This window comes from Bacillus sp. OTU2372, assembly GCF_038440275.1.
GTDB lineage: Bacteria > Bacillota > Bacilli > Bacillales > Cytobacillaceae > Neobacillus > Neobacillus bataviensis_B.
This window is the reverse complement of sequence record NZ_JASATK010000013.1, coordinates 105,148-130,646: the sequence shown is the minus strand read 5'-3', so window position 1 is coordinate 130,646 and position 25,499 is coordinate 105,148. Positions and strand designations below refer to the sequence as shown.

Below are 25,499 nucleotides of genomic sequence, written 5' to 3'. Positions count from 1 at the left end.
TCAAGGATATTTTCCGTATTTATTATTGTAAAAATAGGACCCATGTCACTCAGCGATTTAAGTCACAGCATTAAGAGGAACTGCCTATTGAAAGGGAGATATTAGTAATAAAAGTATTTAGACTCCCGTAAAAAATCCCGGCATTACCACACTGTGATTAATTGTGTCAGATTTCCAACAAATTAACTCTTGTCGCTAGATATGATAATCGCCTCAGAAAACGGTTACATTTTTAGACTACCTTGCTTCCCGAATTTATCGTACTTCTTCACCAATATTTTGAAAGTAATATTTATCACTTGGGATGGTTTCTAATAGTACTATTGGTCTATTTGTCATGTTTTTGTAACTATTAACTGCAAACGATTTGTCCATTTTCGATTCCTGTTATATTTTTTATTTTGATTTATAATAAGGAAGGAGTTATTTTTCAAAGGGAGGTTTACATAATGACTATTAAAAAAGTACTAACAATAGCTGGTTCCGATTCAAGCGGCGGCGCCGGGCTTCAAGCGGATTTAAAAACGTTCCAGGAGCTTGGCGTATACGGAATGACAGGGATTACCTGTATCGTGACCATGGACCCAAGGGGCTGGCATCATAACGTATTCCCGATTGATGTCAATATCCTGGAAAAGCAGCTGGATACGATTCTTTCCGTTGGGATTGACGGTATGAAAACAGGTATGCTTGGCACCGTTGAAATCATTGAGCTAGTGGCACGAAAGATTGACGAACATCAATTAAAGAATGTTGTCATTGACCCTGTTATGGTTTGTAAAGGGGAAGATGAAGTGTTAAATCCGGAAACCGCTGACGCAATGAGGGAAATGCTTCTTCCACGCGCCTATGTGGTCACACCAAACCTGTTTGAAGCTGGTCAGCTAGCAGGAATGAAGACACCAAAAACAATCGAAGAAATGCAAGAAGCAGCTGCAAAAATTCACGATCAAGGGGCTAAGTTCGTGTTGATTAAAGGCGGCAGCAAGCTTCAAACAGAAGAAAAGTCCATCGACCTTCTATTTGATGGGAAAGAATTTCAGATTTACGAATCCGATAAGATTGAAACAAACTATACCCATGGTGCAGGCTGTACGAATTCTGCGGCAGTCGCAGCGGAGGTCGCTAAAGGCAATTCCGTTTATGATGCCGTCGATGTTGCGAAGAGATTTGTTTCTGCCGGTATCCAGCAAGGTTTCCCTTTAAACGAATATGTAGGTCCAACCTGGCACGGTGCCTACCGCAATAAAAAAGCGTTCACAGAGTATTGTGAGGACTGCTAGGAATAACTCCCATTTAATAAGGTCGAACGAATTGTTCGGCCTTTTCTTTTTCGATAAGCACAGACTTCGCATTTTTCAAATGATTTTAGTATGATAAATACATTATTAACAACAATACTGATTAGTTATCATTCATTTTTTCAAGAGCGAAAGGAGGCAGCATTTTTTTGGAAGCCATTGATGTTAAACAGGTTCAAGAAACGATTAACCGTTTTGCCGATCAGGATGTCTATATTCACCTTGAAACAACCAACGGTGCCTACGCATCCCATAACGACCAATCCTTCTTTTCTGCCGGAGCTTACATTCGCAATGCCCTTGTCCGTTATGAACTAGGGAAGATTACGGGCAGCGGCCCTTATCGAGTTGGTTTAAAAATAAACCTCGGCTGGATTTACGCAGAAGGCATCACCCATTTTGAGATTGATGAAGAAAACCACCTATTACTTGCCGGTCATGACCATGACGGAAAGCTTGCCGTTGCATTAGAAATTAGTGCTGTACCATTTGAATAGAAAAGCGGAAGCGCCTTGAACAGGGGGCGACAGGCATAAGACGAGCCGGCGAGAAGGTTGTTCTTTACCTCCTTGACGGATTGGCTTATGACCTAAGAGCCCCTAGGCGCTGGAGCTAGACATTTCATAATTTACATGAAAGGAGAATGATTTTATGGAAAAACAACGCCATGTTTTAGTCGTTTTCCCTCATCCGGATGACGAGGCGTTTGGGGTATCCGGCACCATTGCCACCCATATCGAGAACGGAACTCCCGTGACCTATGCCTGCTTAACCTTAGGGGAAATGGGACGCAATATGGGGAATCCCCCGTTTACGAATCGTGAAGAACTTCCGAAAATTAGAAAAAAAGAATTAAAGGCTGCTGCGGAAGCATTAGGAATCCAAGACTTACGGATGCTTGGATATCGTGATAAAACGATTGAGTTTGAAGATGATGAGAAACTGACAAACCGGATTGCAGACATTATTGATGAGGTAAATCCTTCTTTGATTATCACCTTCTATCCTGGTTATTCGGTTCATCCTGACCATGATGCCACCGGTGCTGCGGTCGTACGGGCGGTTGAAAAAATGCCGGCAGCTGCACGGCCAACCTTACACTGTGTAGCCTTCTCCAAAAATTGCATCGATGAACTTGGCGAAGCCGACATCATTCATAATATTACGCCTGTAGCTGATAAGAAACTGGCCGCGATTCAGGCACACCGCTCGCAAACAGAGCATTCGTTTAAAGATACGATGGAAAAACTAAAAAATCAGGATCCTCAGCTTATGGTTTGGCTTAACAACGAACGGTTCTGGACCTATAAATTTTAATCAGAAAAAGCCCTTCAATCAACTTGAAGGGCCTTTTTGTTTAAGTATAGCCAATAACTTTACTCTTTTCCTCATATGTGTCCTTCATCCACCTTGTAAAGGTTCGATCCTTAATGTCCGTTCACTCTCCTATAAAACCTCAAGAATCGCCTGTGCTACTCCATGTTCATCATTCGTATCGGTAATGACATCACAAAGTGCTTTAATTTCATAGCTGGCATTCCCCATTGCAACTGATCTCCCGGCCCGCTCGAACATGGAAACATCATTCAAGTTATCGCCAATCGCCATCGTCTCAGCCATGTCAATTCCTTTAGCTTTTGCAAATGCCTCTAGAGCAAGACCTTTTTGAGCCTGTTTATTGGTGATTTCAAGATTCTCATGGCCTGATGAGGTAATATCCAGGTCCGACAAGTCATGAAGGTCTTCACCTGCTGCTTTGAGTTTACTGTGATCAAAGCAAAATGCCAGCACCTTATAGATTTGATAATTTTCGTCCGCAAAAAGAAGCTCATAGTCGTCGGTTTGGTGAATTAAGCCATCACGGATCCTTGCCCCCGCTGCATGTCTAATTTCTTCAGGATCCATCTCAGGATTAGCGCTGACAACAATGTCCACCAAGATGGAAACGGCTTTCTCCGGATCAAGTGTGTAAGCACCCTTATCTGTATAAACCTCGTAATAGACATCATGTTCACTTAATTTAGCTGCAACCGCTCTCGCAAGCGGTTTACTAATCGGGGTAGAAGATAAAACTTCCCCTTCCTTTGAGCGGACCTCTGCCCCATTCACACAAATAACAGGACATGTTAAGCCCGCCTGTGATAACACATAGGAAGCCTCCTGATAGGACCGGCCTGTTGCCACCACAAATTCGATTCCTTCAGCCTGTGCTTTTAGGATAGCTTGTTTATTTTCTTCACTAATTTGTTGAACTGAATTTAATAATGTTCCATCCATGTCTGATGCAATACATTTAATCATGTTGTCCACCTTTTCCCTTTTTTCTGTCTATAATATTGCCATTCTAACATAGATTAGCAGCCTTTAAAGAATGGTAAGCTCACTCCAAATACTTACTGCCTTCGCGAACACTTAAGGGAGCTAACTTATGGCCTTCGATAAATTCCTTTACAGATGAAGGATTTATTTTTGAATACTCTCTCAACGCCCAACCGATTGCTTTTTGAATAAAAAATTCCTTACTACCAGCATTTTCCATTATGTATCGATAAAGCAGGTCTTCATTCGTTTTTTCTTTATATTTCAGTTGAAAAAGAATCGCGGCCCTCCGCAGCCACATATTTTCATGAATGGCCCAGCCATCAATCGTTTCCTCTATCACCTCTGGAAAATTATCAGCAATTTTCCCCACCGGTTTGGGAGCAATCGCATCAACGGTATCCCACCAGGATTTGGTTGTAATCAGCCATTCCATGAACGGCAGGTCACTTTTTTGCAGCTTCTTCAAAGACTTTTCCATATAAGTTAAGGCCGTATACTGATATTCTCGTTCTTGCTTATTCCAAAGTTCCTCTATTAGCACTTTATTAAAAGGCTCTTTTAAGATTCCTGTTTCCTTAAAAAATTGTTTTTCTAATTCCTTACGTAATGGGGACTTAATTCCCAAGAAAGGGAAATGGCCTTTCATATAATTTTGCATGGGTTCAGCGTTACCAGCATTGCGATTTTCCTCAAACAGCTTTGTTAATGATGTGATCTTTGTTAACACCAACATCTATCCTTTCACAAATCCATTCCATTACTTGTTCTACTATTTCCCATTTTCCCCTTCATTTTATCCGGATAATCCACTGTTTCGATGACACACTATTAGCAGATAGGGGGGATATAGATGACAAAGAAATTTAATAAAGGCAGCCGTAATCAAAATTCACCGCAAGCAGGGCACTCAGAAGCTGAATTTGGCACCGAGTTCGTCAGCGGTGATAACAGTAAGGGGAATAAACGCAATAAAGGACAGCAAAGTAAGACCAATCCGCATAAATAATATGCCGGGGATTTCCCCGGCATTATCCATTTATTGAACCTTACTTGCAGACAAATCATTTATTTCCTCAGAAATTCTGGCTTGAATTTTTTCAACAACTGAGAAATCCATTGCGGCTACATAAATCTCTTCCAGCTCATCATGCAGGGATTTGGCTTTAGATAGATAACTGGTCGCTTCCGTCATCTTATTTTTATATTTTTCAGCAATGTTACTGATAAAATCAGCATATAGCTCATCGGTACCAGGCTCAATCAATAGCTCATACATATCAATGATCTCATCACCGTCTCTGCTTGGTAAATATTCATGCGGCGCCGTACTGTCAAAAATCGCTACACCCATCTCCCTGAAAATAACCATATCAAGGCTGTGCGGGTCAAAACCGCAATGATAGACTTCTACATCAATGCCGCGCTCTTCACCTGCAGCTGCCAGCTTTTTCAGCATAGTTGATTTCCCTGAGCCTGGACGCCCTTTGATAAAATAGCGTTTTGGTATTTCCTCGGTTAGATTTGGGACAAAATCAACGGCTCCCTGCGGCGTAGCAGCCCCTAAAAAGCGATGGCGGACATCCGGGGTCTTATTTAACTTTATTTTTCCGAAGAAGGAATCAATCAATTTTATTGTCAATTGGTCCGCTTTTATAAAATCCATACTGTTAATATAAATTGTTTCCCACTCATCATGAATCTCCAATGCTTCATTAAACGTTGCATAGGCCTTCTGAAAGGAGTAACTGATCTGATTGGTCAGCTTCACAATCACATGTTTCTGTACATTCAGGGCGCGGGAGTCCCAAGCCTCACCAAGATTTATATATTCTTCAACTGCACCGGGTGCCTTAGGCTCAATCACATGCGGCGCCGTACCGTCTACAATACCAACCTTTAAAGCTGGAATGATCACACCATCGATCGAGTTATTATCAGAAGAACAATGAAGCAATTCAATATTGTAGCCCTTTTCAACCCACTCCTGGCCAATTTTCTTCATAAGTGAGGATTTACCGGTTCCCGGTCCGCCTTTTAAAATAAACAATCTCTCTAATCCTTGTAGGTTGGAGTCATAAAGACTATAAAAACCTCTGGCAGTATTACCGCCGGCAAAATAATTTTTGATTTTCCCTGCCACCCATCAACACTCCCTTTTAAACAACTCAACTTCGCCATTACCTTAAGAGGTATTAGACTAGTTTTCTAACAAGCAAAGGTTATCTAAAGCTTAAAAGTCAACCCTTATGAAGGTGACTCACTTTTCAGATTATCTTATGCTTTTTTGTTTTTTAGGTGAGTGCCTATAAAAAATTTATCTTACATGAATGCTCAAGTAAGATTGTCAGTCCTTCTTTTATTTAGTCACTGGGGTAAGTTCAGCCTTTGTGACTTCTTGTAATTTATTAGGTGCAAGCACGATCTGAACACCAATTTTACCGGCACTTACGACCATTGATTCCAGCCCTCTGCTGCTTTCATCGAGGAACGTCCTATACTCTTTTTTCATGCCAATCGGTGAGCAGCCGCCGCGAATATAGCCTGTCCACTTTTGTATATCCTTCATGGGCAGCATCTCCATGCTTTTTTCTCCCGCCGCTTTGGCGGCCTTCTTCAGATCCAGTTCCTCCGCTACGGGTATGACAAATACAAAAATATTTTTACTAGCGCCTTGGGCCACAAGGGTTTTATAGACTTCCTTAGGTTCTTTTCCAATCTTTTCGGCTACCGATATTCCGTCAATTTTTCCATCTTTATGATCGTATGTAAGCATTTCATACTCGACCTTTTTTGCGTCAAGTATCCGCATCGCATTTGTTTTTGCCTGTGCCATTACCATCATCCTTTAAACCATTTATATAAAAGCATTATATCATTTGCCATTTTGGATTGAAAAACCTTATCATACACAAATTCATCCAAAATCTGTCACTCGTTCGTCACTCTATTAAACAACTATTATAGTAAACTAAAATTAAGATGATACCGTAACTACATTGAAATAGGGCAGATGACCGCTACCAAGCCATATATCCCTGTGAAAACAATCACATTTTTACTTTAATTCGCGCAAATTTTTTAATTAAAAAAAGTATTCCCCCTTAAATTGACTGAGGTGAAAACGATGAAATACGATTTAGTGTTATTACACGCCCCTAGTGTATATGACTTTAGAAAGAACTCGTTACTTGCCGGTCCCATTAGTGATGTGGTCCTATCCTCACCCGTGTTTGAAATGTACCCGATTGGGCTGACAAGTATTGCCGATTATTTAGAACAGTATGGCCTAAAGGTAAAAATTATTAATATTGCGAACCGCATGCTGATGAGTGACAAATTTGATGTCGAAGCAAAGCTGCGAAAAATAAAAACGAAGGCATTCGGAATCGACCTTCATTGGCTGCCGCATGCACACGGAAGTATTGAACTCGCAAAGATTGTAAAAACCCTGCACCCTGAAACGCCCATTATCTTTGGCGGCTTATCGGCCACTTATTATCATAAGGAGCTAATCGAATATCCATTTATTGATTTTGTTATGCGCGGTGACTCAACCGAAAAGCTAATGCTTTTACTCATGAATAAAATCGAAGCAGGTAATACCCATTATGCTGATATTCCTAATCTTACTTGGAAAAACGGAAAAGAATGCGGTTACAATCCCATCACCTACGTTCCAAAAGACTTGGATGACATTGATGTTCCAGGCTATCGCTATACCATTCGATCCGTGTTTAAATATCGCAACTTTCTTGATCCACTGCCATACAATGGCTGGCTTCAGTATCCTAACACGGCCTTGTTAACAGCTAGAGGCTGTACCCAAAACTGCTTAATCTGCGGTGGATCGAGAGAGGCATATGACCAAAACTGTAATCGGAATTCACTGGCATTACGCTCTCCGAAGAAGCTTGCCAGTGATATTCAATTTATTTCGCGTTTCAGCCGCGCCCCGATTTTTATCCTGCATGACCTTCGTCAAGTCGGGCGGGAATATGTCCGAGAATTTTTCAGCCAGTTAAAAGAACTCCATTTAAAAAATGAAATTGTGTTTGAATTATTCCAATATGCTGATGAAGAATATTTTAAAATGATAAATGAAAGCGTTCCAAAATATAGTATTGAGATCACCCTTGAAACAAATGATGAAAAAATCAGACGCTATAATGGCAAATTTAGCTGCACTAATCAAAAGGTGATTGATACCCTTAATTTTGCTTTAAAACATAATTGTGCAAAGATTGACCTATTCTTCATGGTTGGAATCCCAGGGCAGACCTACACAAGTGCTGTCGAAAATATCGATTTCTGTGAAACCATTCATCTGGCCTGTAATAAGGATCCGAGAATCTTTTACTTTGTAGCACCACTGGCGCCGTTCCTTGACCCTGCCAGCCCTGCCTTCGAGCATCCAGAAGTACACGGGCTTAAGAAGTATTGCCACACTCTTGAAGACCACCGCAAGGCGATTACTCAGCCATCCTGGAAGCATATGTTAAGCTATGAAACAAAGGATATGACACGTAATGATATTGTCAATTCGACTTACGAAGCAGCTGAACGTCTTAATGACTTTAAATTAGAGTACAACTTGATTAATAAAGAGGACTACTATGATATCAGGGAGAAAATTGAAAAATCAAAGGAATATATTAAGAAAATTGACCATGTACTGTCTCTTCCTGCTGATGAGCAAGCGTTTGAATTAGCCAGAATTCAGGAAGAAATCAAGGAGTTAAATAAATATAGTATCTGCGGAAAAAATGAATTGAAGTGGGAGGTACAAAAGAATTACGCTAACTTTTTTTCTCTCGCTTTGGTCGGTATCGAACAGCTATATGAGGATTATGTAAACAAAATCAGGCATTTATTAAGCCCAAAACGCCGCCAGCAATTTCAACTTGATACAGAATACCAAAGGATAAAATAATTAAAAAGGTATCGGATTCTATTCCGATACCTTTTTTGGTATAGCTTCAACATTAATGACCGCCCAAGTAAGCAGCTCTGATTTGATCGCTCTGACTCAGTTCTTCCGCTGATCCGGAAGCAACGATTTTTCCTGTTTCAATAACATAGGCACGATCAGCAATAGACAGGGCCATATTAGCGTTTTGCTCAACAAGAAGAATGGTCGTTCCTGTTTTATTAATTTCCTCAATAATTTGGAAGATTGTTTTTACTAATAGCGGTGCAAGACCCATGGAAGGCTCGTCCAGCAGCAAAAGTCGAGGTCTCGCCATTAAGGCACGGCCCATAGCAAGCATTTGCTGCTCCCCGCCGGATAAAGTACCCGATAACTGCTTACGGCGCTCCTCCAAACGTGGAAATAACTGATAGACCTTTTCAACATCTTCCTTGATCCCTTTTTTATCTTTCCGTAAGTAAGCACCCAAATCAAGGTTTTCTTCTACTGACATATTTGCGAAGACACGGCGGCCTTCCGGAACATGTGAGATTCCTCGTTTTACGATCGATTGAGCAACTTTTCCTGCTACATGTTCATTTTCAAATATGATTTCGCCGGTTTTTGGTTTCAATAATCCGGAAATGGTTTGCAGAAGAGTACTTTTACCAGCACCGTTTGCGCCAATCAATGTAACGATTTCCCCTTGATTGATTTCCAGGGAAACTCCCTTTAAGGCGTGGATGTTGCCGTAATAAACATTTATATCATTGATTTTAAGCATTTAAGAAACCTCCTCGCCTAGATACGCTTCGATGACTTTTGGATTACTTCTGATTTGTTCTGGTGTACCTTCGGCAATTAATTGACCATGGTCGAGCACATAAATCCGTTCACATACTCCCATGACTAGAAGCATATCATGTTCAATTAAGAGAATGGTAAGATTGAATTTTTCGCGGATTAAGGCAATTAAATTCATCAGCTCTTCCGTTTCCTGCGGGTTCATTCCCGCTGCTGGTTCATCAAGCAATAGGAGCTTTGGATTCGCAGCTAAGGCCCGGGCAATTTCCAAACGGCGCTGCTGTCCGTATGGTAGGTTTTTTGCCTTCTCATGTAATACATTATCAAGCTTAAAGATTTTCAAAAATTCAATTGCCTTTTCTTCCATTTCCTTTTCACCAGAAAAGTGAGCAGGGAGGCGGAAGATCGAACTTAAAATCGAATGCTTCGCAAGTGCGTGATACGCCACTTTAACATTGTCAAGAACCGAAAGTTCACTAAATAAACGAATATTTTGGAATGTCCGGCTGATACCCTTTTTTGTTATTTTAAACGGAGCAAGGCCATTTAGTTTTTCACCGTCTAAGGATATAGTTCCTTCTGTCGGAACATATACACCTGTTAACAGATTAAAGAACGTTGTTTTCCCGGCACCATTTGGCCCAATTAAGCCGACAAGTTCTCCTTTTTTCAATTCCAAATTCACATCAGAAACAGCCTTTAAGCCGCCAAATCGGATTCCGGCATTTTCTACTTTAAGTAACTGTGTCATGCTGCATTCCTCCCTTTAGCCGATTTACCAACCTTAAAGAATGAGGTGATTTCTTTTGTGCCCATTAAACCTTGTGGGCGGTAAAGCATCATTATAATCAATACTAAACTATAGATAACCATCCGCAGTTCCGGATAGCTTTGAAGGTAAGTTGAAATAATTGTTAAAAGTATAGCCGCAATAACCGCACCTGACATACTTCCTAAACCGCCAAGAACAACAAAAATTAAAATATCAAATGATTTCAAAAATCCGAAGTTGGTCGGCTGGATAATATAAAAGTTATGAGCGTACAAAGCACCGGCAATACCTGCAAAAAAGGCCCCAAGTGCAAAGGCAGCAACTTTATAATAAGTTGTGTTAATCCCCATTGCATCGGCTGCTATTTCATTTTCACGGATTGAAATACAAGCTCTGCCGTGCGTTGAATTGGTGAAGTTAACAATCACGATGATTGTTAATAATACACAGCCGATTAACCAAGGCCATGTTGTTAAATGGGAGACCGTCATACCGCTTGCCCCGCCAACATAGTCAATGTTTAGAAACACGATTCTCACAATTTCACCAAAACCAAGTGTTGCAATGGCAAGATAGTCACCTCTTAAACGAAGTGTTGGAATCCCAATAATAAGACCTGCTACTGCTGCAGCTATACCACCGACAATTAAAGCGACCGGAAACGGCATGCTTAATTTCATCGTCATAATCGCTGAAGCATAGGCACCAACTGCAAGGAAACCGGCATGTCCAATCGAAAACTGTCCGGTAATCCCAATAATCAAATGAAGACTAACTGCGAGAATAATATTAATTCCGATAAAGAATAATGTATTTACATAAAACTGGTTGATGGAACCACCAGCAATTAGAAATTGCATGATTACTGCAAAGACAACGGCTAAAACGACTGATGTCCAGAAAAACTTTGCTTGTCCTAAAATTTTCATCGTAGAAGCCTCCCCTTAAACCTTTTCCCTAATATTTTTACCAAATAATCCTGCTGGACGGAAAATTAAAATTAAAATAAGGACAACAAACGCAACGCCATCCCGCCATAATGAGTAACCTGCGGCGCTGACGAGTGCTTCAATCACACCTAATAATAAGCCGCCGGTCATTGCCCCCGGGATAATTCCGATGCCGCCTAAAACGGCTGCAACGAAGGCTTTTAAGCCTGGAATAATTCCCATTAACGGCTCAATTTTTGTATAGTACATTCCAAAGATTACCCCAGCTGCACCTGCCAAGGCAGAACCGATCGCAAATGTAGCAGAGATGGTGTTATTAACGTTGATCCCCATTAATCTAGCAGCATCCATATCATGTGATACGGCACGCATCGCTTTCCCGATTTTTGTTTTATGAACAATAAATTGTAAGAGAATCATTAAGACAATGGAAGTCCCTAAAATCAAGATCGACTGACCGCTGATTTTTACGCCAAAAACATCTAGGTCCTTTAATGGTACTAAATTGCTTGGATAAGCTTCTGGCTGTGCACCGCGAAGATAAATCGTTCCATATTCAATAAACAGCGATACTCCAATAGCTGTAATAAGCGCCGCAATTCTAGTGGCATTCCGTAATGGCTTATAGGCAATCCGCTCAATGATTACACCAAAGAGGGCACATACTGCCATTGATATAAGTAGTGACGGAAAAAATCCTAAATGAAGAATGGTAATAGAATAAAAACCAATAAATGCACCTACCATGAAGACATCTCCATGGGCAAAATTAATTAATTTAACAATACCGTAAACCATAGTGTATCCTAAAGCAATCAAAGCATAAATACTGCCTAAGGATATCCCATTCACAAGCTGCTGTATTAACTCCATCTGTTTACACTCCTTCTGATGAACTCCTGTTTTTCTTTTTCTAAATTGCAGATTACAAGTTTTGTTTGTTAGTTAACTTATAAATCTCTTACAAATTGGAATAGGGAACGTCAACGCTCCCTATCCCTTTGGCAAACTATAAAATTTGTCAAATAATCACATGTTCAAGGCGCTTTCGCTTTTCTAGTTGTCCAGCTACAGCGCCTAGGGGCTCTAAGGTCTAAGCCAATCCGTCAAGAAGGTCAAAGAACAACCTTCCCGCCGGCTCGTCTTATGCCTGTCGCCCCAGGTCAAGGCGCTTCCGCTTCTCTAATTTACGGGTTTACTTTTGTCTTATATTGTTGTTGACCGTTTACGTATTCCAGAATAACGGCGGCTTTAATTGGGTCATGATTCTTATCTAGCTTTACCTTGCCTGATACAAGTTCAAGACCATCTGTTTCTGCAAGTGCCTTTTGGATTTTCTTAGGATCGCTGCTTCCTGCGCGCTTAATCGCATCTGCAAGGAAGTATACCGTATCATACCCTAATGCACCGAAGGCATCCGGTGATTTACCATCATACTTTGCTTTAAATGCTGAAACAAAGTCTTGAACCTTTTTGTCACTATCACCTGAGGAATAGTGATTAGTAATATATGTGTTCTCTAATGACGCAGCACCAGCTATATCTACTAGTTTAGGAGAATCCCAGCCATCGCCGCCCATAAATGGTACGGTTAGACCAATCTCGCGGGCCTGTTTGACAACGAGACCCACTTCTTCATAGAAACCAGGCAGGAAGACGTAGTCTGGATTTGCGGCTTTGATCCGTGTTAGGGTAGCATGGAAATCTGTATCTTTTGCCACATAGGCTTCTTCGGCTACAATTTTTCCGCCATTGGCTTTAAATGCCTTTTTAAAAGAAGCTGCAAGACCTTTTGAGTAATCGCTTGAGCTGTCAATTAAAACTGCTGCACTTTTAGCCTTTAAATCATTGGTTGCAAAGTTTGCTGCAACTGTACCCTGGAATGGGTCAATGAAACAGGTACGGAAAACATAGTCATTCAATTTTCCATCTTTAAACGTAATTGTAGCGTTGGTTGCAGTTGGTGTAATTAGTGGAATTTTATTATCTTGGGCAATCTGTACTTGGGCAAGGGTGTTTGTACTTGTTGCTGCACCAATCATGGCTACAACTTTATCTTGGGTAGCCAGTTTTAGCGCCCCGCTTGTAGCTTCTGCTGCATCTGATTTATTGTCGACCGTCACTAATTCTAGTTTTTTGCCATCAATACCTTTTTTGTTAATTTCCTCAATCGCTAATTCAATACCTTCCTTGGCTGATTGACCATAAGAGGCTACTCCGCCTGATAGTTCCAAGTTGGCACCAATCTTGATGGTACCGCCTTTTTCCTCATCACTGCTTGCACTTGAATTACATCCTGCCATCACACCTGCTGCCACCATAAAAGACATAAAGATTCCAGCTAATTTCCTCTTTCTCATCCAACTACCCCCTATTTTTTCAAAAAAATGACCCAAGACCTATCAAACACTTTTATAATATTCTGAAAACATTGTACATAATAATTAGGGGTTCGTCTAGTCCTATTATACAGTTATTTTAAAATAATTTAAAGAATAAGAAAATTAAAACGTTTTCTTTTATAAAACGCTTTATTGCAATAAAGTGACGATGAAATATTTTTTCCTCACAAAAGCAATCTATTTTTATTATTTTGTCTAAATATATTCCCATGTTCGGTACAACGAAAAAAGGATTCCTTTTTTGGAATCCTTAAGAAGTAATTATTATACTAATTCTTTATTTTTCGTTTCTTTACCTAAGATAAAGACGGCAAACGCCCCAATTAAAATGGAGATACAGAAGATCATAAAGATGGTTGAGATTGCTACCTTTTGGGCAACCAGGTTCCCAACTAACAATGGCCCCAGGACACCGCCAATACGCCCTACTGCGGCCGCAAAGCCTGTACCGGTCCCGCGGATAATGGTTGGATACTGTTCCGGTGAGTAAGCATATAATCCTCCCCAGGCACCGAGGTTAAAGAATGATAATAGAATCCCAGCGGTCATCAACATGGCCGTAGTGTCCGCTGTCCCAAATAAATAAGCACTTACCGCAGTCCCAATTAGATAAACGACTAAGACAAATTTCCGACCCAATTTTTCAATAAACCATGCCGCTGTAAAATAACCTGGCAGCTGGGCGATTGTCATAATAAGTACATATTGGAAGCTCTTGATTAGGCTAAATCCTTTCATGACCATGACACTTGGGAGCCATAAAAACATTCCGTAGTAGGAAAAGACGACACAAAACCAAACAATCCAAAGCATAGCCGTTTGACGTCCGTATTCCTTTGAGAATAATTTCTTTAAATTTTCAAGCATAGAGGTCTTCTGCTTTTCTTTTACTGCAGTAAAACGAGGTGAGTCGGGAAGCCCCATTCTCAGGTATAACGCATATAGGGCAGGAATCGCACTAATAATTAGGGCAATCTGCCAGCCAAATCTTGGGATAATAAAGTAAGATATGACAGCTGCCACTAACCACCCGCCAGCCCAAAAACTTTCGAGCAAGACGACGATCCTGCCGCGGTTCTCGGCAGAAACACTCTCCGATACAAGGGTAGAGGCAACTGGAAGCTCACCGCCCAAGCCTGCCCCAATAAAGAACCTTAAGACTAAAAAGGCTGCTAATGATGTAGTAAGTGCAGATGCGCCGCTCCCTACTGAAAATAGTAGTAATGTAATGATAAAAACATTTTTCCGGCCAATTCGATCAGCCATTAATCCAAAGATAAGTGCCCCAACAGCCATCCCGATGGAATTGACACTTCCTATCCAGCCCATCTGACCTGGTGTTAAATCCCATTCTACCTTTAGGGCTGCAATAATAAAGCTGAGCATCCCGACATCCATGGCGTCAAACATCCAGCCCATTCCGGCAATTCCGAGCAGTCTTCGGGTGGATATTTCCTTGTTATTTTTCATGATGATCCCCCTATGTACAACATGTATTTACATTATTCCCCAAAACCCTTTTTTTAGGTATGGTTCTTAATACTATTAAACATAAGGTATTCTATCAGTTGTCTTGACATCTGTCATTAATTTAACAATATAAAAAGAGAATGCACCCATTTAATAGAGCATTCTCTTTTATCAAATGATTTAATCCAAATCCATAGTGCTAACCAATTGCCTCATCGACATTTTTAAATTGATTAAAAAACATATGGTAGTACCGGCCTTTAACGTCCATTAAATCCTCATGGCTTCCTTTTTCGATGATCTGCCCATTGTCAATCACCATAATCATATCGGCATCACGAATCGTATTTAGGCGGTGGGCTATGATAAAGCTAGTCCGCTCCTCCATCAATTTAAGCAAGGCTTCCTGAATGTGAAGCTCTGTCCTTGTATCGATGCTGCTGGTAGCCTCATCTAAAATCAGCAGCGCCGGTCTTGCTAGTATCACCCGGGCAATTGCTAGCAGCTGCCGCTGGCCTTGGCTAAGATTGCCGCCATTTTCCGACAGAACCGTTTCATATTGGTTTGGCAGGCGTTTAATAAACACATCAGCATTGGCCATTTTTGCTGCCTCCTCTACCTCTTCATCCGTGGCATCAGGCTTGCCGTATTTAATATTTTCCTTAATCGTTCCGGAAAATAAATACGTATCTTGAAGGACAAACCCAAAGCATCTTCGCAAACTGTCCCTTGTATAATCGCGAATATCACGTCCATCGAGTAGAATCCTGCCTTCAGTGACATCATAAAATCTCGTCAGCAAGTTGACGACGGTTGTCTTTCCAGCACCTGTCGGACCAACTAGGGCCGTACTGCTGCCAATTTGAGCTTCAAAGCTGATGTTCTTTATAATTGGGACATCTGGACGATAGCCGAAGCTTACATTTTCAAAGACCACATGTCCTTTTGGATTTTTCAGCTCAACTGCTTGAGGCGTGTCCACTACCTCTTCTGGTTCATCAATGATTTCAAAAACCCGTTCAGCGCCCGCTACACCTGACTGAAGGATATTAAAAATATTGGCAAGGTCATTCAGCGGCCTGACAAATTGCCGGGAATAGGTGATAAAACTCGCAATCGCACCAACTGTAACAAGGCTTTTCACCGCCAAAATCCCACCAATAACTGCCACGATTGCAAAACCAAGATTATTAATGACATTCATAATCGGCATTAAAAAACCAGACCAGATCTGCGCCTTAAGGCCGACATCACGAAGCTTTGTATTCATCGTTTCAAACTCTTCAATCACCTGGTCTTCATGATTAAAAGCCTTTACGACTTCGATGCCAGAAATCGTTTCTTCAATATGACCATTTAATTTTCCAAGCTGTACCTGTTGATTCTTGAATAAAACACTCGTTCGTGTAGCAATTGTCTTGGTCAGTAAAAAAACAAGCGGCACCGTAATCAAGCTTGCTATCGTTAAGATCGGGCTGAGAATAATCATCATAATTAACGAACCAGCAATGACAATCAGGCCGGACATTAATTGCGTTGTCGACTGCGAGATGGTATTACTGATATTATCCACATCGTTGGAGAGGCGGCTCATCAGTTCACCATGGGTCCTTGCATCAAAAAACGAGACCGGCAGCTTTTGCAGCTTCCGAAAGATCGCCTCGCGAAGACGTTTGACTACCCTTTGTGCCACACCAGCCATCAGCCAGCCCTGTAAAAAGGTCAGAGCCGCATCAGCCACATAAGCTATTGTTAATACGATAATCATCATTTCAAGTAGATTAAAATTCACTTTACCACGGTTAAGGCTCATTGCATCAACGGCCTTTCCGATTAAATACGGGGCAAGCAGCATTAAAACGGCATCAACAATAATAAAGAGAAAGATTAAGCTCAACATCTTTCGCTCATTACCAAAATAATGCCACAAGCGTGTTAATGTAGCCTTAAAGTTTTTTGGTTTGACAACAGGGCCGCGGAAGCGATGGGCACCTCCCGGTCTAAGGGGAGGAGGGGTACTCTGTGGTTGTTCAGTTTCTTTTGCCATTTACAAAACCTCCTTGCCCATCTGTGATTGATAGATTTCCTGATAGACTCGGCAGTCCGCAAGTAATTCGCTGTGAGTCCCAAATCCAACAAGTTCCCCATGATCTAAAACAACTATTTTATCCGCATCCATAATGGAGGTAATCCGCTGGGCGATTAAGAGACAGGTTAGGCCTTTGGCGTATTTCTTTAAGGCTGCTTTAATTTTTGCCTCTGTCGCAACGTCTACTGCACTAGTACTATCATCTAAAATTAAAATACTCGGTTTTTTTACGAGGGCTCTCGCAATCGAAATCCGCTGTTTCTGACCGCCGGAAAAATTAACGCCGCCTTGGCCGATCATCGTTTCATAACCTTCCGGTGAGGCAGCAATAAAATCATCCGCACCAGCAATCACGGCAGCTGTCCTCACTTCCTCACCTGAGGCATCTTCTTTTCCCCAGCGGATATTTTCTGCTACCGTACCAGTAAATAGAATATTCTTTTGCGGGACAATCGCAATTTTGTCTCTAAGCATTTGTGGATCAAGACGAGAGTTATCTTGACCATCCACTTTAATCGTCCCGCTCGTCACATCATAAAAACGGGGGACTAGCCCGACGAGAGTACTTTTTCCCGAGCCGGTAGAACCGATAATCCCTACCGTTTCCCCGGGAAGGATGGTTAAATCAATATGCTTTAAGACGGGTTCACCGCTTGTTCCTTCATAGGAAAAAGAAACATCTTCAAAATCAATTCTTCCGGTTTCTTGAACGTGCGGCGGCGGTACGGCCTTTGTTTGTTTTATGAAACCATCCTCTTGTAAAAATACTTCATTAATCCTGCCGGCAGATGCTTTGGCCCTGACAAACATATTAAAGACCATCGAAATCACCATAAGCGAGAATAGAATTTGCGTCATATAGTTGGTGAAGGCAATAATATGGCCCACCTGAATGGCACCTGATTCTACCCCTAGGCCGCCAATCCAAAGGACAACGACAATACCAAGATTCACCGTCAGCATAATCAAAGGACTAAAGGTGGCCATTAGACGCCCTGCGGCGACGGACTGATCCTTAAAATGTTCATTCGCATTGGCAAACTTGCCAATCTCCACATCAAAGCGGTTAAAGGCTTTGACAACACGGATACCCGATAAATATTCCCTCATTACAGAGTTCACCTTGTCTAAAGCATTTTGAACCTTAGAAAAGAGAGGAAAACCTAGGCGCAGGTTAAGAATAATTAGTAAGGCAACAATCGGAACGACCACTGCTAAAACAACGGAAAGATGCAGATTAAGGCGTGTGGCCATAACAAGTCCGCCAATTGCAAGCAGGGGGGACTTAACAAAGATTCGCATCAGACCATTCACAAATACCTGCACTTGTGTAACATCGTTCGTTAAACGAGTAATCAAGGAGGCGCGGTTAAACTTATCGAGATTCTTAAACGAAAGCGTTTGAATTTTTTTAAATAAATCAGAGCGAAGTTCTGTCCCAAAGTTTTGTGAGACAATGCTCGCGATTACACTGCGTGCAGAGGCACTTATGGCACCAAAAGCGGTAATTAAAAGCATCACACCGCCCATTTTTAGAACATAATGAATATCCCTGTTAACAACGCCTTGATCGATGATTTTTGCCATAATCGTTGGCTGCATCAAATCACTGATTGCCTCAAAGGTGAGAAACAGTACTGCTATACTAAAAGACTTCCAATATTTCTGAACATATTTAGATAAAAACTTCATGCCCTCACCTAACCCTTAGCAACATTAATAAGGCTATTATAATTTCGATTACCGGAATAAAACAATTTTTAAGCATAGAAAAACTAAAATGGCCCATTTATAGTAAATGGACCATTTAACGATATTTCTTATTAGATAAGAGAGTATACAAGTTTTTGACTTTGAGAATTGTCTAGCTCCAGCGCCTAGCCCCTCGAGGTCACAAGACAATCCGTCCAAAAGGTTAAAAGGCAACCTTTCGGCAGGCTTGTCTTGTGCTTGGCTACAGAAATCTATCGATTTCTGTTCGCAATAAGGGAGACTAATCTCTGACTACGCTTTGCTAGCCAGAGATAAATCTCCCTATATCGGGGCTGACCAAGGCGCTTGCGCTTTTCTTATTAATCTTGTACACGGCTGAATTCGTGTACCCATACTCGCATTTGCGGCAGCCACGGCATTCCTGGATGGTAGGAAAGAATAGATTGTTTATATTCTTCCACCGTGTTGAAGCCCTCGCGGCGGGCATCATCATCTGTCAATTCGCCAAGGCTCTGTGAATATACCTTTTCCACTACGAACTGACGGCCTTCAAGTGTCATGATTTCACCTGGATCCGCATAGCGGCCATTCCGGCGTGTTGCTGTTTTTTCTCCAGCCAATACCTTTTTTACATCTGCTTCCATAGTTACCAAGCGTTCAATTGAACAAGTTTTTGGTGGTAATGCAGCGTTTTCATTTTGGTTTGTCATTTGAGATTCTCTCCCTTTGTTTTATTTTCCATATTAACACTTTCTTTATAGTTAAATCCACTGAGAGCACTGTTAAACTACCTGTCCGCCTTTATCACGGTATTTCAAGATTCCTTCTGCCGCACGGTAGGCTAAGGCCCCGACAGTATCTGTTGGATTATAACCGGAATTATGCGGGAATGCAGATGCACCAATGACAAATAGGTTATCAACATCCCACATTTGCAAGTAATTATTTACTGCTGAGGTCGCCGGATCTGCCCCCATGATGACTCCGCCAGTATTATGCGTGGATTGATAGGTGGTAATATCATATGGACCTAAATCCTTCATTGGATCAATATGATCTGCGCCCATTTCCTTTAAGATACTGGCACATTTATCGGCAAGGAATTTAGCCATTTGCCGGTCCTGCTCCTCAAAGTCAAAAGTAATTCGAATAAGCGGATCGCCAAAGGCATCTTTATAGGTTGGATCAAGGTCGAGAAAGTGACGCTTAAATGGCATAGAAGAACCTTGAGAAGTAACGGATAAAAAGCGGTTGGCATATTTAACGGAATTGGCCTTGAATTCCTTACCCCAGGTTGGCTTTCCGCCTGGAACAGGATTGTTTTGAATCGGTCTTAATCCGGTTTGAGCTAATGAAATCATCCCGCCATGGATGAAATTCACATTGCTATGGTCAAAATTGTCACCATTGTAATCGTCACAAACCATTCCTAGTGACCCTGCACCTGCAAAGGTACTAAATTCCTTATTATCAAAAAAGCCAATCGCATTCCCTTTAATAACTTGGTAGGCATAATTTTTTCCAATCACACCCGTTCCCGTATTCGGGTCATAAGGTTTCCCAATTCCAGACATTAACAGGAGGCGAATGTTGTTAAATACATAGCTTGTTACTACCACAATATCAGCCGGCTGCTCAATCTCCTCACCAGTCGTCACATCTGTATATAGAACACCCGTTGCTTTGTCACCTGTTTTTAAGATCCTTCTTACATTTGAGTGAGTTCTTATTTCAAAGTTCCCTGTCTTGTTGGCAACTGGGATGACCGTCACAACCGGATCCGCTTTTGCGCCATATTCACAGCCAAAGCGCTCACAATAGCCGCAATATTGACAAGCCGCTCTTTGGATCCCGTCCGGATTTTTATAGGACTCTGATAGGTTCGCTGATGGCATCATATATGGATGGAGCTTCATATTTTTAGCTGCCTTCTCAAACAACTGAATGGCAGGTGTCTTTTTCATTGGCGGGGTCGGATATTTATCCGATCGTTTTCCTGCGAGTGGATTTTCTTCTCCCGAAATGCCTGCCGTTTTTTCAAATCGGTCGTAATAAGGCTCCAATTGATCGTATGTAATACCCCAATCTTGAAGATTCATGTCGGCGGGAATTTTCTTTTTCCCATACCGTTCAACCGTTTTACTATAGATTTCAAAGTCATAAGGCAAAAAGCGAAACGTTTGCCCATTCCAGTGGACTCCGGATCCGCCCAATCCGTCACCAAGTAAAAACGAACCATATTGCCGCATCGGCAGGGCGCGAATTTTTTCATTGCCTCTGAACGTTATTGTTTCTCTTGATAGGTCCTGCATGAGTTCATAGCGGAGGGCATAGCGCAATTCATCATGGACCATAAAGTAATCTTCCGTTTTTCGCTCTTTACCTCTTTCCAATCCTACAACCTTTAATCCTTTTTTAGTAAGTTCTGAGGCAATAATTCCTCCTGCCCAACCAACACCCACGATTACAACATCGACTTTTGGCAGCTTTCTGGCCATACTTCCACCTTCTTTTTATAAAAATATTATCAATTCTTAGCAGTTCTAGTGGCTAGCTGCAGCCCCTGAACAGGGCGCTTCCGGTTTTTAGTGATTCATATGGCTCTTCAGGCTTTGCGGTGCTACCTTTTTGAATTCCTTGTCGATAATATCTGAATAAGCCATCTGGCTACCTGGATAATTCTTCATCTTCCAGCCATCCATATTTAAATTTCCTCCGTATAATGGATCGCTATAGGCACCTTCTAATGTCACACTTCGCAGCATTTGGAAAAAACCGCTCGGTGATATCGTTGTCACATTCACTTTATCCTCCTCAAAGTCTTTGAGGATTGCATCCTGTTCATCACCATTTAGCTCTGTGAAATCCTTTTTATAGACTGCCATACTGTGGTTTTGCATTTCCCGGATTGCAATATCAAAAATTTCCCTGCGCTTTAACCGGCCTTGAAAACCTTGGACTTTTTCACCTGGATAAAATGGCGCCTGCATATATTCCCGGCCATTAAAGCCCCAATATCCTGCTAATTGATGGTCAATAAAATAGGCAACACCGAGCGCCTTCGCACCCGGCCCATGATCATCCTCCGGAAAAATTCGTTCTGTTGCTGCATCAATTACTTTGAATTGTTCCGGTGTAAAATACATGAGTGCTTGATTAAAGTCTTCTGTTTTTGTCTTAGTACTTTTTGTATCAGTAGTTTCCTTTTGATTTCGTGGAATAAGACTGCCGATAATTCCGCCAACAGCTAGTCCACCAACTGTAAAACCTGCATTTCGAATAAAATTCCTTCTTGAGACGGATTCTGGATTTTCTTTATTTTCTTCAACCATGGTGTACACCTCCAGATTTTTGTTTTGTCAGCCATCCATAAATTACAGCAATATCCTTGCTTTCCCATTATTATGTTCCAAAATAAACCATTCATACTTATAAAAGGAAAGGAGAAAATGATAAGAAAAGCGGAAGCCCCCAGGCGCTGCAGCTAGACAATTTTCAAAGACCATTTATACAATTTTCATCTTTAAAAGGAGGGCACAAAAATGAAAAGATTGTGGAATTTTTGCTACGGACCTATTATTATTGCTTTTCTTGTACTGACTGGATGCTCCGCGCAGCAAGGGGAACATCAGGTAGATGCTGCAAACCTGCATGATAAGTCATTAAACACAAAAGGAAATGGCCATGTCCATGGGTCAACTGATAATCCAAATGTGATCCCAAGTGTAGATCGGGCCAAGAAAACTACAACAAACGCCAAAGGTCAAACGACGAATGGGCTGGGTACGAATGTTTACAGCTTAATTGGAAGCTCAAGCCTTCATGATGGAGGAATTTCCTCCCATCTAGAATCAAGACTTTCCGGGGCAGGTATTCCGGGGATTAAAGTATTTGTCCTTGACGATACTGTTATCCTAGCAAGAGCGCAGGCCGAAACCACTTCAACAAAGTACGATGAAATGCAACAAAAGGTGTTAACCAACACTTCAGGTTCTTCTGGAAAAGGGAATCTTGATGGGGTGGACATGTCAAAACTAAATTCCGATGATAACTTAGATAAGGCTAAAGATCTAATGACCAAAGCTTTCAACGGCCAAGTTCAAATCTTGACGATTACCAACGCGAAGGCCATGCCATTGATTGATGGAATAAAAACTAATATTAAAGCTGATCAGACAAACTATACAAAGCTTGCAGGCGATATAAATACACTCATTAAAATGGCCCGCGAAAAATAAGCAAAAGACCGGAGGATATCCCCGGTCTTTATATATTTAAATCTCTCTTTTTATAAAAAATATAGGTTACACTTGTAAAGGCGACAATTAAGAAGAAGGAAAGAACTACAAAGACTGGCTCAACCCCGCCGCCATACATCACATTTTTTGCTTCAAAATATTTAAACGGGCTCAAATACCTCAAGTTTTTAATCCCCTCATTCAAATCGATCGCAACTGACAAAATAAAAGTCAATAGCATCACGCCAGCCGACCAGGAAGCCGCCCTCTTCGATTTCTTTTTTAAAGCAGAAATCGCACTGCCCATCACCATAAACAGCATCTGCAAAATCAACATTCCCGCCATTAAAATAGTTATATCCCCATTAACGTCCTCACCCTTGCTGTATTTTGCCACTAGAGCCAACGACGAAACGAGTGTGACTAAATTGAACACAACAATGTTAAACAAAGCAGCTCCTAATTTAGCGGTAATCACTGTTGTTCGCGAAACGGGCTTAGCAAATAAAAATTCTGATGTTTTGTCGCGCTCCTCTTTGGCAATAATCCCGGCACCAAGCATCGCCGCGTGAATCGTCGCCATCAACAGCAAGTAGACAAAAAGCATGCCATAATAGCCGCTTGCCTTTGACAAGTCCAAACTTCCAACTCCCATAATTACCTGCAATGATTTGGGCATATCTTTCATTACGTCATTCATCGATTGTTCAGCTGAATATAAATTTGCATATTTGTTCATCCCCGATAACACCATCAGGAACACGCCAATACTCCAAAAGATGAGCGATTTACGATGAGACTTTAATTCTTTTAAAAATATATTCATAATCGAATCCCTCCCTAAACGGCATGAATATCCCTTTTCATATAAATAAAATAACTTGCCGTAATCGCCGCAGCGACAATAACTGCACCTACAATGAGAAACGATCCTTCATAGTTTGAATGTTTAATGATATACGTGTTATCAAAGTATTTAAACGGAGAAAAATAGCGTTTTACATCATCACCGGATGTCTCACTAATTACGCCTAAAAAGTAAAACGCAAAGACCGTTGCTAATGACACCGTTAAGACCGACTTGATTTTTGGAATGATTACAGAAAAAAGGATGCCGATAGCTAAAAAGATTAATTGGATAAAAAACATCGTTAACGACAGCATTACGAACTTTTGCACACTATAATCCACCGTTTTCACCTGCGAAGCAATTATATTAGCGGCAACTAAATAGACTACATTTGTAATCAATAGAGACGTGAATGCCGCGAGCAGCTTACTCGTCAGAATTTGTGTGCGGGTAACTGGCTTTGTTAACAGGAAGTCCGCCGTTTTTTCTCGAGCCTCTTTACTGACAATCGCTGTACCCAGATTCATTGCCTGAATGGCCGCACAAAGCGTAGTAAACGTCAATGCATAGCTATAAAATCCTAATATCGTAAAAATATTTTCCAAATTAAGTCCAATCGCCTTCCTCATTGCCAAAGGATAGCCTGCTAGCAATTTTTTGAACTCATCAGCATCTTTTGCAAAGGAGGGGAACATGGATAAGAATAGCAACGCCACCATGATTAACGAAAAGGTCCAAATTATCGTAGACTTCCGATATGCTTTTAGCTCATGAAAAAATATATTCATAGTTTCTTAAGCCTCCTTTTCGTAGTAATGCATAAAGATCTCTTCAAGGTCTGGTTCCTCAATCCACAAATTGGTGACCTCAATTTCAGCAATCTTCCTCAGTACCGTATTGATATTTCCCTTAAATAAAAAGCTCGTTACATTTCCTTTAGCTTCCAAATTATTAACACCATCGATAATGAAATAATTAGGATCTAGGGCCAATTTGGTCTCCACTTTAAACTTTTTATAGTTATTTTCTTGTAAGGTACTTATTTTTTCAACAGTAACAATCTTGCCCTCTTTGATAATTGCCACTCGATTGCATAGTCTTTGAACCTCGCTCAAAATATGCGACGAAAAAAGAATCGTAGCGCCCTTTTTATTTTCCTCCTCGAGCAATTCAAAGAATTTTTGCTGCATCAACGGATCCAGCCCGCTTGTCGGTTCATCTAGGATAATTAGCTTTGGTTCATGAAGCAGGCCTTGAACAATGCCGACCTTCTTTTTATTTCCCAGGGAGAGATCATCAATCTTTTTATTTAAATCAAGATCCATAATTTCCGCTAACTCTTTGATTCTCTTACTGCAGTCCTTCTTGTAAAAGCTGGCGGAGTATTTTAAAAGATCTTTAACTTTCATATTGTCATAGTAAAAAACTTCAGAAGGCAGGTAACCAATTTCCTTTTTAATTTCCGGCGCAAATTGAATGCAATCTTTTCCAAAAATCGTTGCACTGCCGCTCGTTGGATAAATCAACGAAAGCAGTGTGCGGATAGTGGTAGATTTACCAGCACCATTCGGCCCGATAAACCCGAAAATTTCCCCTTGTTCCACATGAAAGCTGATATCCGTAATCCCCCTTGACTTGCCGTACGTCTTTGTAAGGTTGTTAATTTCAATTACATTCATGTT

The 25,499-nt window shown here is 41.1% G+C and carries 24 protein-coding genes; 6 read left to right on the top strand and 18 right to left on the bottom strand.

Annotation, left to right across the window (positions count from 1 at the left end):
- Nucleotides 1–449: 449 nt before the first annotated feature.
- The 3 genes from pdxK to bshB2 all read left to right on the top strand — a co-directional run bounded on the left by pdxK (nt 450) and on the right by bshB2 (nt 2,618).
- Nucleotides 450–1,283 carry a pyridoxine/pyridoxal/pyridoxamine kinase gene (gene pdxK, locus AAHB15_RS19405; protein WP_342043114.1) on the top strand — a complete coding sequence of 278 codons (834 nt, stop codon included), beginning with the start codon at nt 450–452 and terminating at the stop codon, nt 1,281–1,283.
- 167 nt (nt 1,284–1,450) lie between these two features.
- Complete coding sequence (locus AAHB15_RS19400; RefSeq protein WP_335574395.1) at nt 1,451–1,798, top strand: YojF family protein; 348 nt, start codon at nt 1,451–1,453, stop codon at nt 1,796–1,798.
- A gap of 154 nt (nt 1,799–1,952) precedes the next feature.
- A complete protein-coding gene (bshB2, locus tag AAHB15_RS19395) occupies nt 1,953–2,618 on the top strand; it encodes a bacillithiol biosynthesis deacetylase BshB2 (protein WP_335574396.1) in 666 nt (221 codons plus the stop codon).
- A 129-nt stretch (nt 2,619–2,747) separates the two neighbouring features.
- On the opposite strand, the gene AAHB15_RS19390 is transcribed toward bshB2, so the two are convergent.
- Both AAHB15_RS19390 and AAHB15_RS19385 read right to left on the bottom strand, forming a co-directional pair.
- The gene (locus AAHB15_RS19390; RefSeq protein ID WP_342043113.1) at nt 2,748–3,602 is read right to left on the bottom strand and encodes a Cof-type HAD-IIB family hydrolase; all 855 of its coding nucleotides are present in this window, start codon (nt 3,600–3,602) and stop codon (nt 2,748–2,750) included.
- Nucleotides 3,603–3,681: 79 nt separating this feature from the next.
- A complete protein-coding gene (locus tag AAHB15_RS19385) occupies nt 3,682–4,350 on the bottom strand; it encodes a DNA alkylation repair protein (protein ID WP_420491202.1) in 669 nt (222 codons plus the stop codon).
- A gap of 123 nt (nt 4,351–4,473) precedes the next feature.
- Between AAHB15_RS19385 and AAHB15_RS19380 the strand changes: the two genes are divergently transcribed.
- A complete protein-coding gene (locus AAHB15_RS19380; protein WP_176541052.1) occupies nt 4,474–4,629 on the top strand; it encodes a hypothetical protein in 156 nt (51 codons plus the stop codon).
- Nucleotides 4,630–4,659: 30 nt separating this feature from the next.
- Here AAHB15_RS19380 and AAHB15_RS19375 read toward each other — a convergent pair whose 3' ends face one another.
- Nucleotides 4,660–5,763, bottom strand: a complete 1,104-nt coding sequence (locus tag AAHB15_RS19375) for a PRK06851 family protein (protein WP_335574399.1) — start codon at nt 5,761–5,763, stop codon at nt 4,660–4,662.
- Nucleotides 5,764–5,979: 216 nt separating this feature from the next.
- Entirely contained in the window at nt 5,980–6,456 is a 477-nt protein-coding gene (gene ybaK, locus AAHB15_RS19370) for a Cys-tRNA(Pro) deacylase (RefSeq protein WP_335574400.1), read from the bottom strand.
- A gap of 291 nt (nt 6,457–6,747) precedes the next feature.
- Here ybaK and AAHB15_RS19365 point away from each other — a divergent pair, with 291 nt between their 5' ends.
- Entirely contained in the window at nt 6,748–8,553 is a 1,806-nt protein-coding gene (locus tag AAHB15_RS19365) for a TIGR04190 family B12-binding domain/radical SAM domain protein (RefSeq protein WP_342043112.1), read from the top strand.
- Between the two features lie 52 nt (nt 8,554–8,605).
- On the opposite strand, the gene AAHB15_RS19360 is transcribed toward AAHB15_RS19365, so the two are convergent.
- From AAHB15_RS19360 to AAHB15_RS19310, 11 genes are all read right to left on the bottom strand, one after another.
- The gene (locus AAHB15_RS19360; protein WP_342043111.1) at nt 8,606–9,313 is read right to left on the bottom strand and encodes an ABC transporter ATP-binding protein; all 708 of its coding nucleotides are present in this window, start codon (nt 9,311–9,313) and stop codon (nt 8,606–8,608) included.
- Nucleotides 9,314–10,084 (bottom strand): ABC transporter ATP-binding protein, encoded by a 771-nt coding sequence (locus tag AAHB15_RS19355; RefSeq protein WP_335574403.1) that lies wholly within the window; start codon nt 10,082–10,084, stop codon nt 9,314–9,316. It lies immediately after the preceding gene.
- Nucleotides 10,081–11,034 carry a branched-chain amino acid ABC transporter permease gene (locus AAHB15_RS19350; protein ID WP_144566097.1) on the bottom strand — a complete coding sequence of 318 codons (954 nt, stop codon included), beginning with the start codon at nt 11,032–11,034 and terminating at the stop codon, nt 10,081–10,083. The genes AAHB15_RS19355 and AAHB15_RS19350 overlap by 4 nt, the downstream gene beginning before the upstream one ends.
- 15 nt (nt 11,035–11,049) lie before the next feature.
- Entirely contained in the window at nt 11,050–11,928 is an 879-nt protein-coding gene (locus AAHB15_RS19345; RefSeq protein ID WP_098527688.1) for a branched-chain amino acid ABC transporter permease, read from the bottom strand.
- A gap of 314 nt (nt 11,929–12,242) precedes the next feature.
- Nucleotides 12,243–13,415 (bottom strand): ABC transporter substrate-binding protein, encoded by a 1,173-nt coding sequence (locus AAHB15_RS19340; RefSeq protein WP_342043110.1) that lies wholly within the window; start codon nt 13,413–13,415, stop codon nt 12,243–12,245.
- Nucleotides 13,416–13,721: 306 nt separating this feature from the next.
- The gene (locus AAHB15_RS19335; RefSeq protein ID WP_335574406.1) at nt 13,722–14,927 is read right to left on the bottom strand and encodes an MFS transporter; all 1,206 of its coding nucleotides are present in this window, start codon (nt 14,925–14,927) and stop codon (nt 13,722–13,724) included.
- A gap of 199 nt (nt 14,928–15,126) precedes the next feature.
- Entirely contained in the window at nt 15,127–16,974 is a 1,848-nt protein-coding gene (locus tag AAHB15_RS19330) for an ABC transporter ATP-binding protein (RefSeq protein ID WP_335574407.1), read from the bottom strand.
- Nucleotides 16,975–18,708, bottom strand: a complete 1,734-nt coding sequence (locus AAHB15_RS19325; RefSeq protein WP_342043109.1) for an ABC transporter ATP-binding protein — start codon at nt 18,706–18,708, stop codon at nt 16,975–16,977.
- 380 nt (nt 18,709–19,088) lie between these two features.
- A complete protein-coding gene (locus AAHB15_RS19320) occupies nt 19,089–19,439 on the bottom strand; it encodes an ASCH domain-containing protein (RefSeq protein WP_342043108.1) in 351 nt (116 codons plus the stop codon).
- Between the two features lie 72 nt (nt 19,440–19,511).
- A complete protein-coding gene (locus AAHB15_RS19315; RefSeq protein ID WP_335574409.1) occupies nt 19,512–21,227 on the bottom strand; it encodes a GMC family oxidoreductase in 1,716 nt (571 codons plus the stop codon).
- An 87-nt stretch (nt 21,228–21,314) separates the two neighbouring features.
- Nucleotides 21,315–22,061 (bottom strand): gluconate 2-dehydrogenase subunit 3 family protein, encoded by a 747-nt coding sequence (locus tag AAHB15_RS19310; protein WP_335574410.1) that lies wholly within the window; start codon nt 22,059–22,061, stop codon nt 21,315–21,317.
- A 210-nt stretch (nt 22,062–22,271) separates the two neighbouring features.
- Between AAHB15_RS19310 and AAHB15_RS19305 the strand changes: the two genes are divergently transcribed.
- Nucleotides 22,272–22,967: a hypothetical protein gene (locus AAHB15_RS19305; RefSeq protein ID WP_342043107.1), complete on the top strand. Its 696-nt coding sequence runs from the start codon at nt 22,272–22,274 to the stop codon at nt 22,965–22,967.
- A 28-nt stretch (nt 22,968–22,995) separates the two neighbouring features.
- Here the strand turns inward: AAHB15_RS19305 and AAHB15_RS19300 are convergent, their stop codons facing one another.
- Genes AAHB15_RS19300 through AAHB15_RS19290 form a run of 3 tightly spaced genes read right to left on the bottom strand, consistent with a single transcriptional unit; the run spans nt 22,996 to nt 25,496 of the window.
- Entirely contained in the window at nt 22,996–23,793 is a 798-nt protein-coding gene (locus AAHB15_RS19300) for an ABC transporter permease subunit (protein ID WP_335574412.1), read from the bottom strand.
- A gap of 14 nt (nt 23,794–23,807) precedes the next feature.
- Nucleotides 23,808–24,605, bottom strand: coding sequence for an ABC transporter permease subunit (locus AAHB15_RS19295; protein ID WP_335574413.1), 798 nt, complete (start codon nt 24,603–24,605; stop codon nt 23,808–23,810).
- A gap of 6 nt (nt 24,606–24,611) precedes the next feature.
- On the bottom strand, nt 24,612–25,496 hold the full coding sequence (locus tag AAHB15_RS19290) for an ABC transporter ATP-binding protein (RefSeq protein ID WP_335574414.1): 885 nt from the start codon (nt 25,494–25,496) through the stop codon (nt 24,612–24,614).
- Nucleotides 25,497–25,499 lie beyond the last annotated feature (3 nt).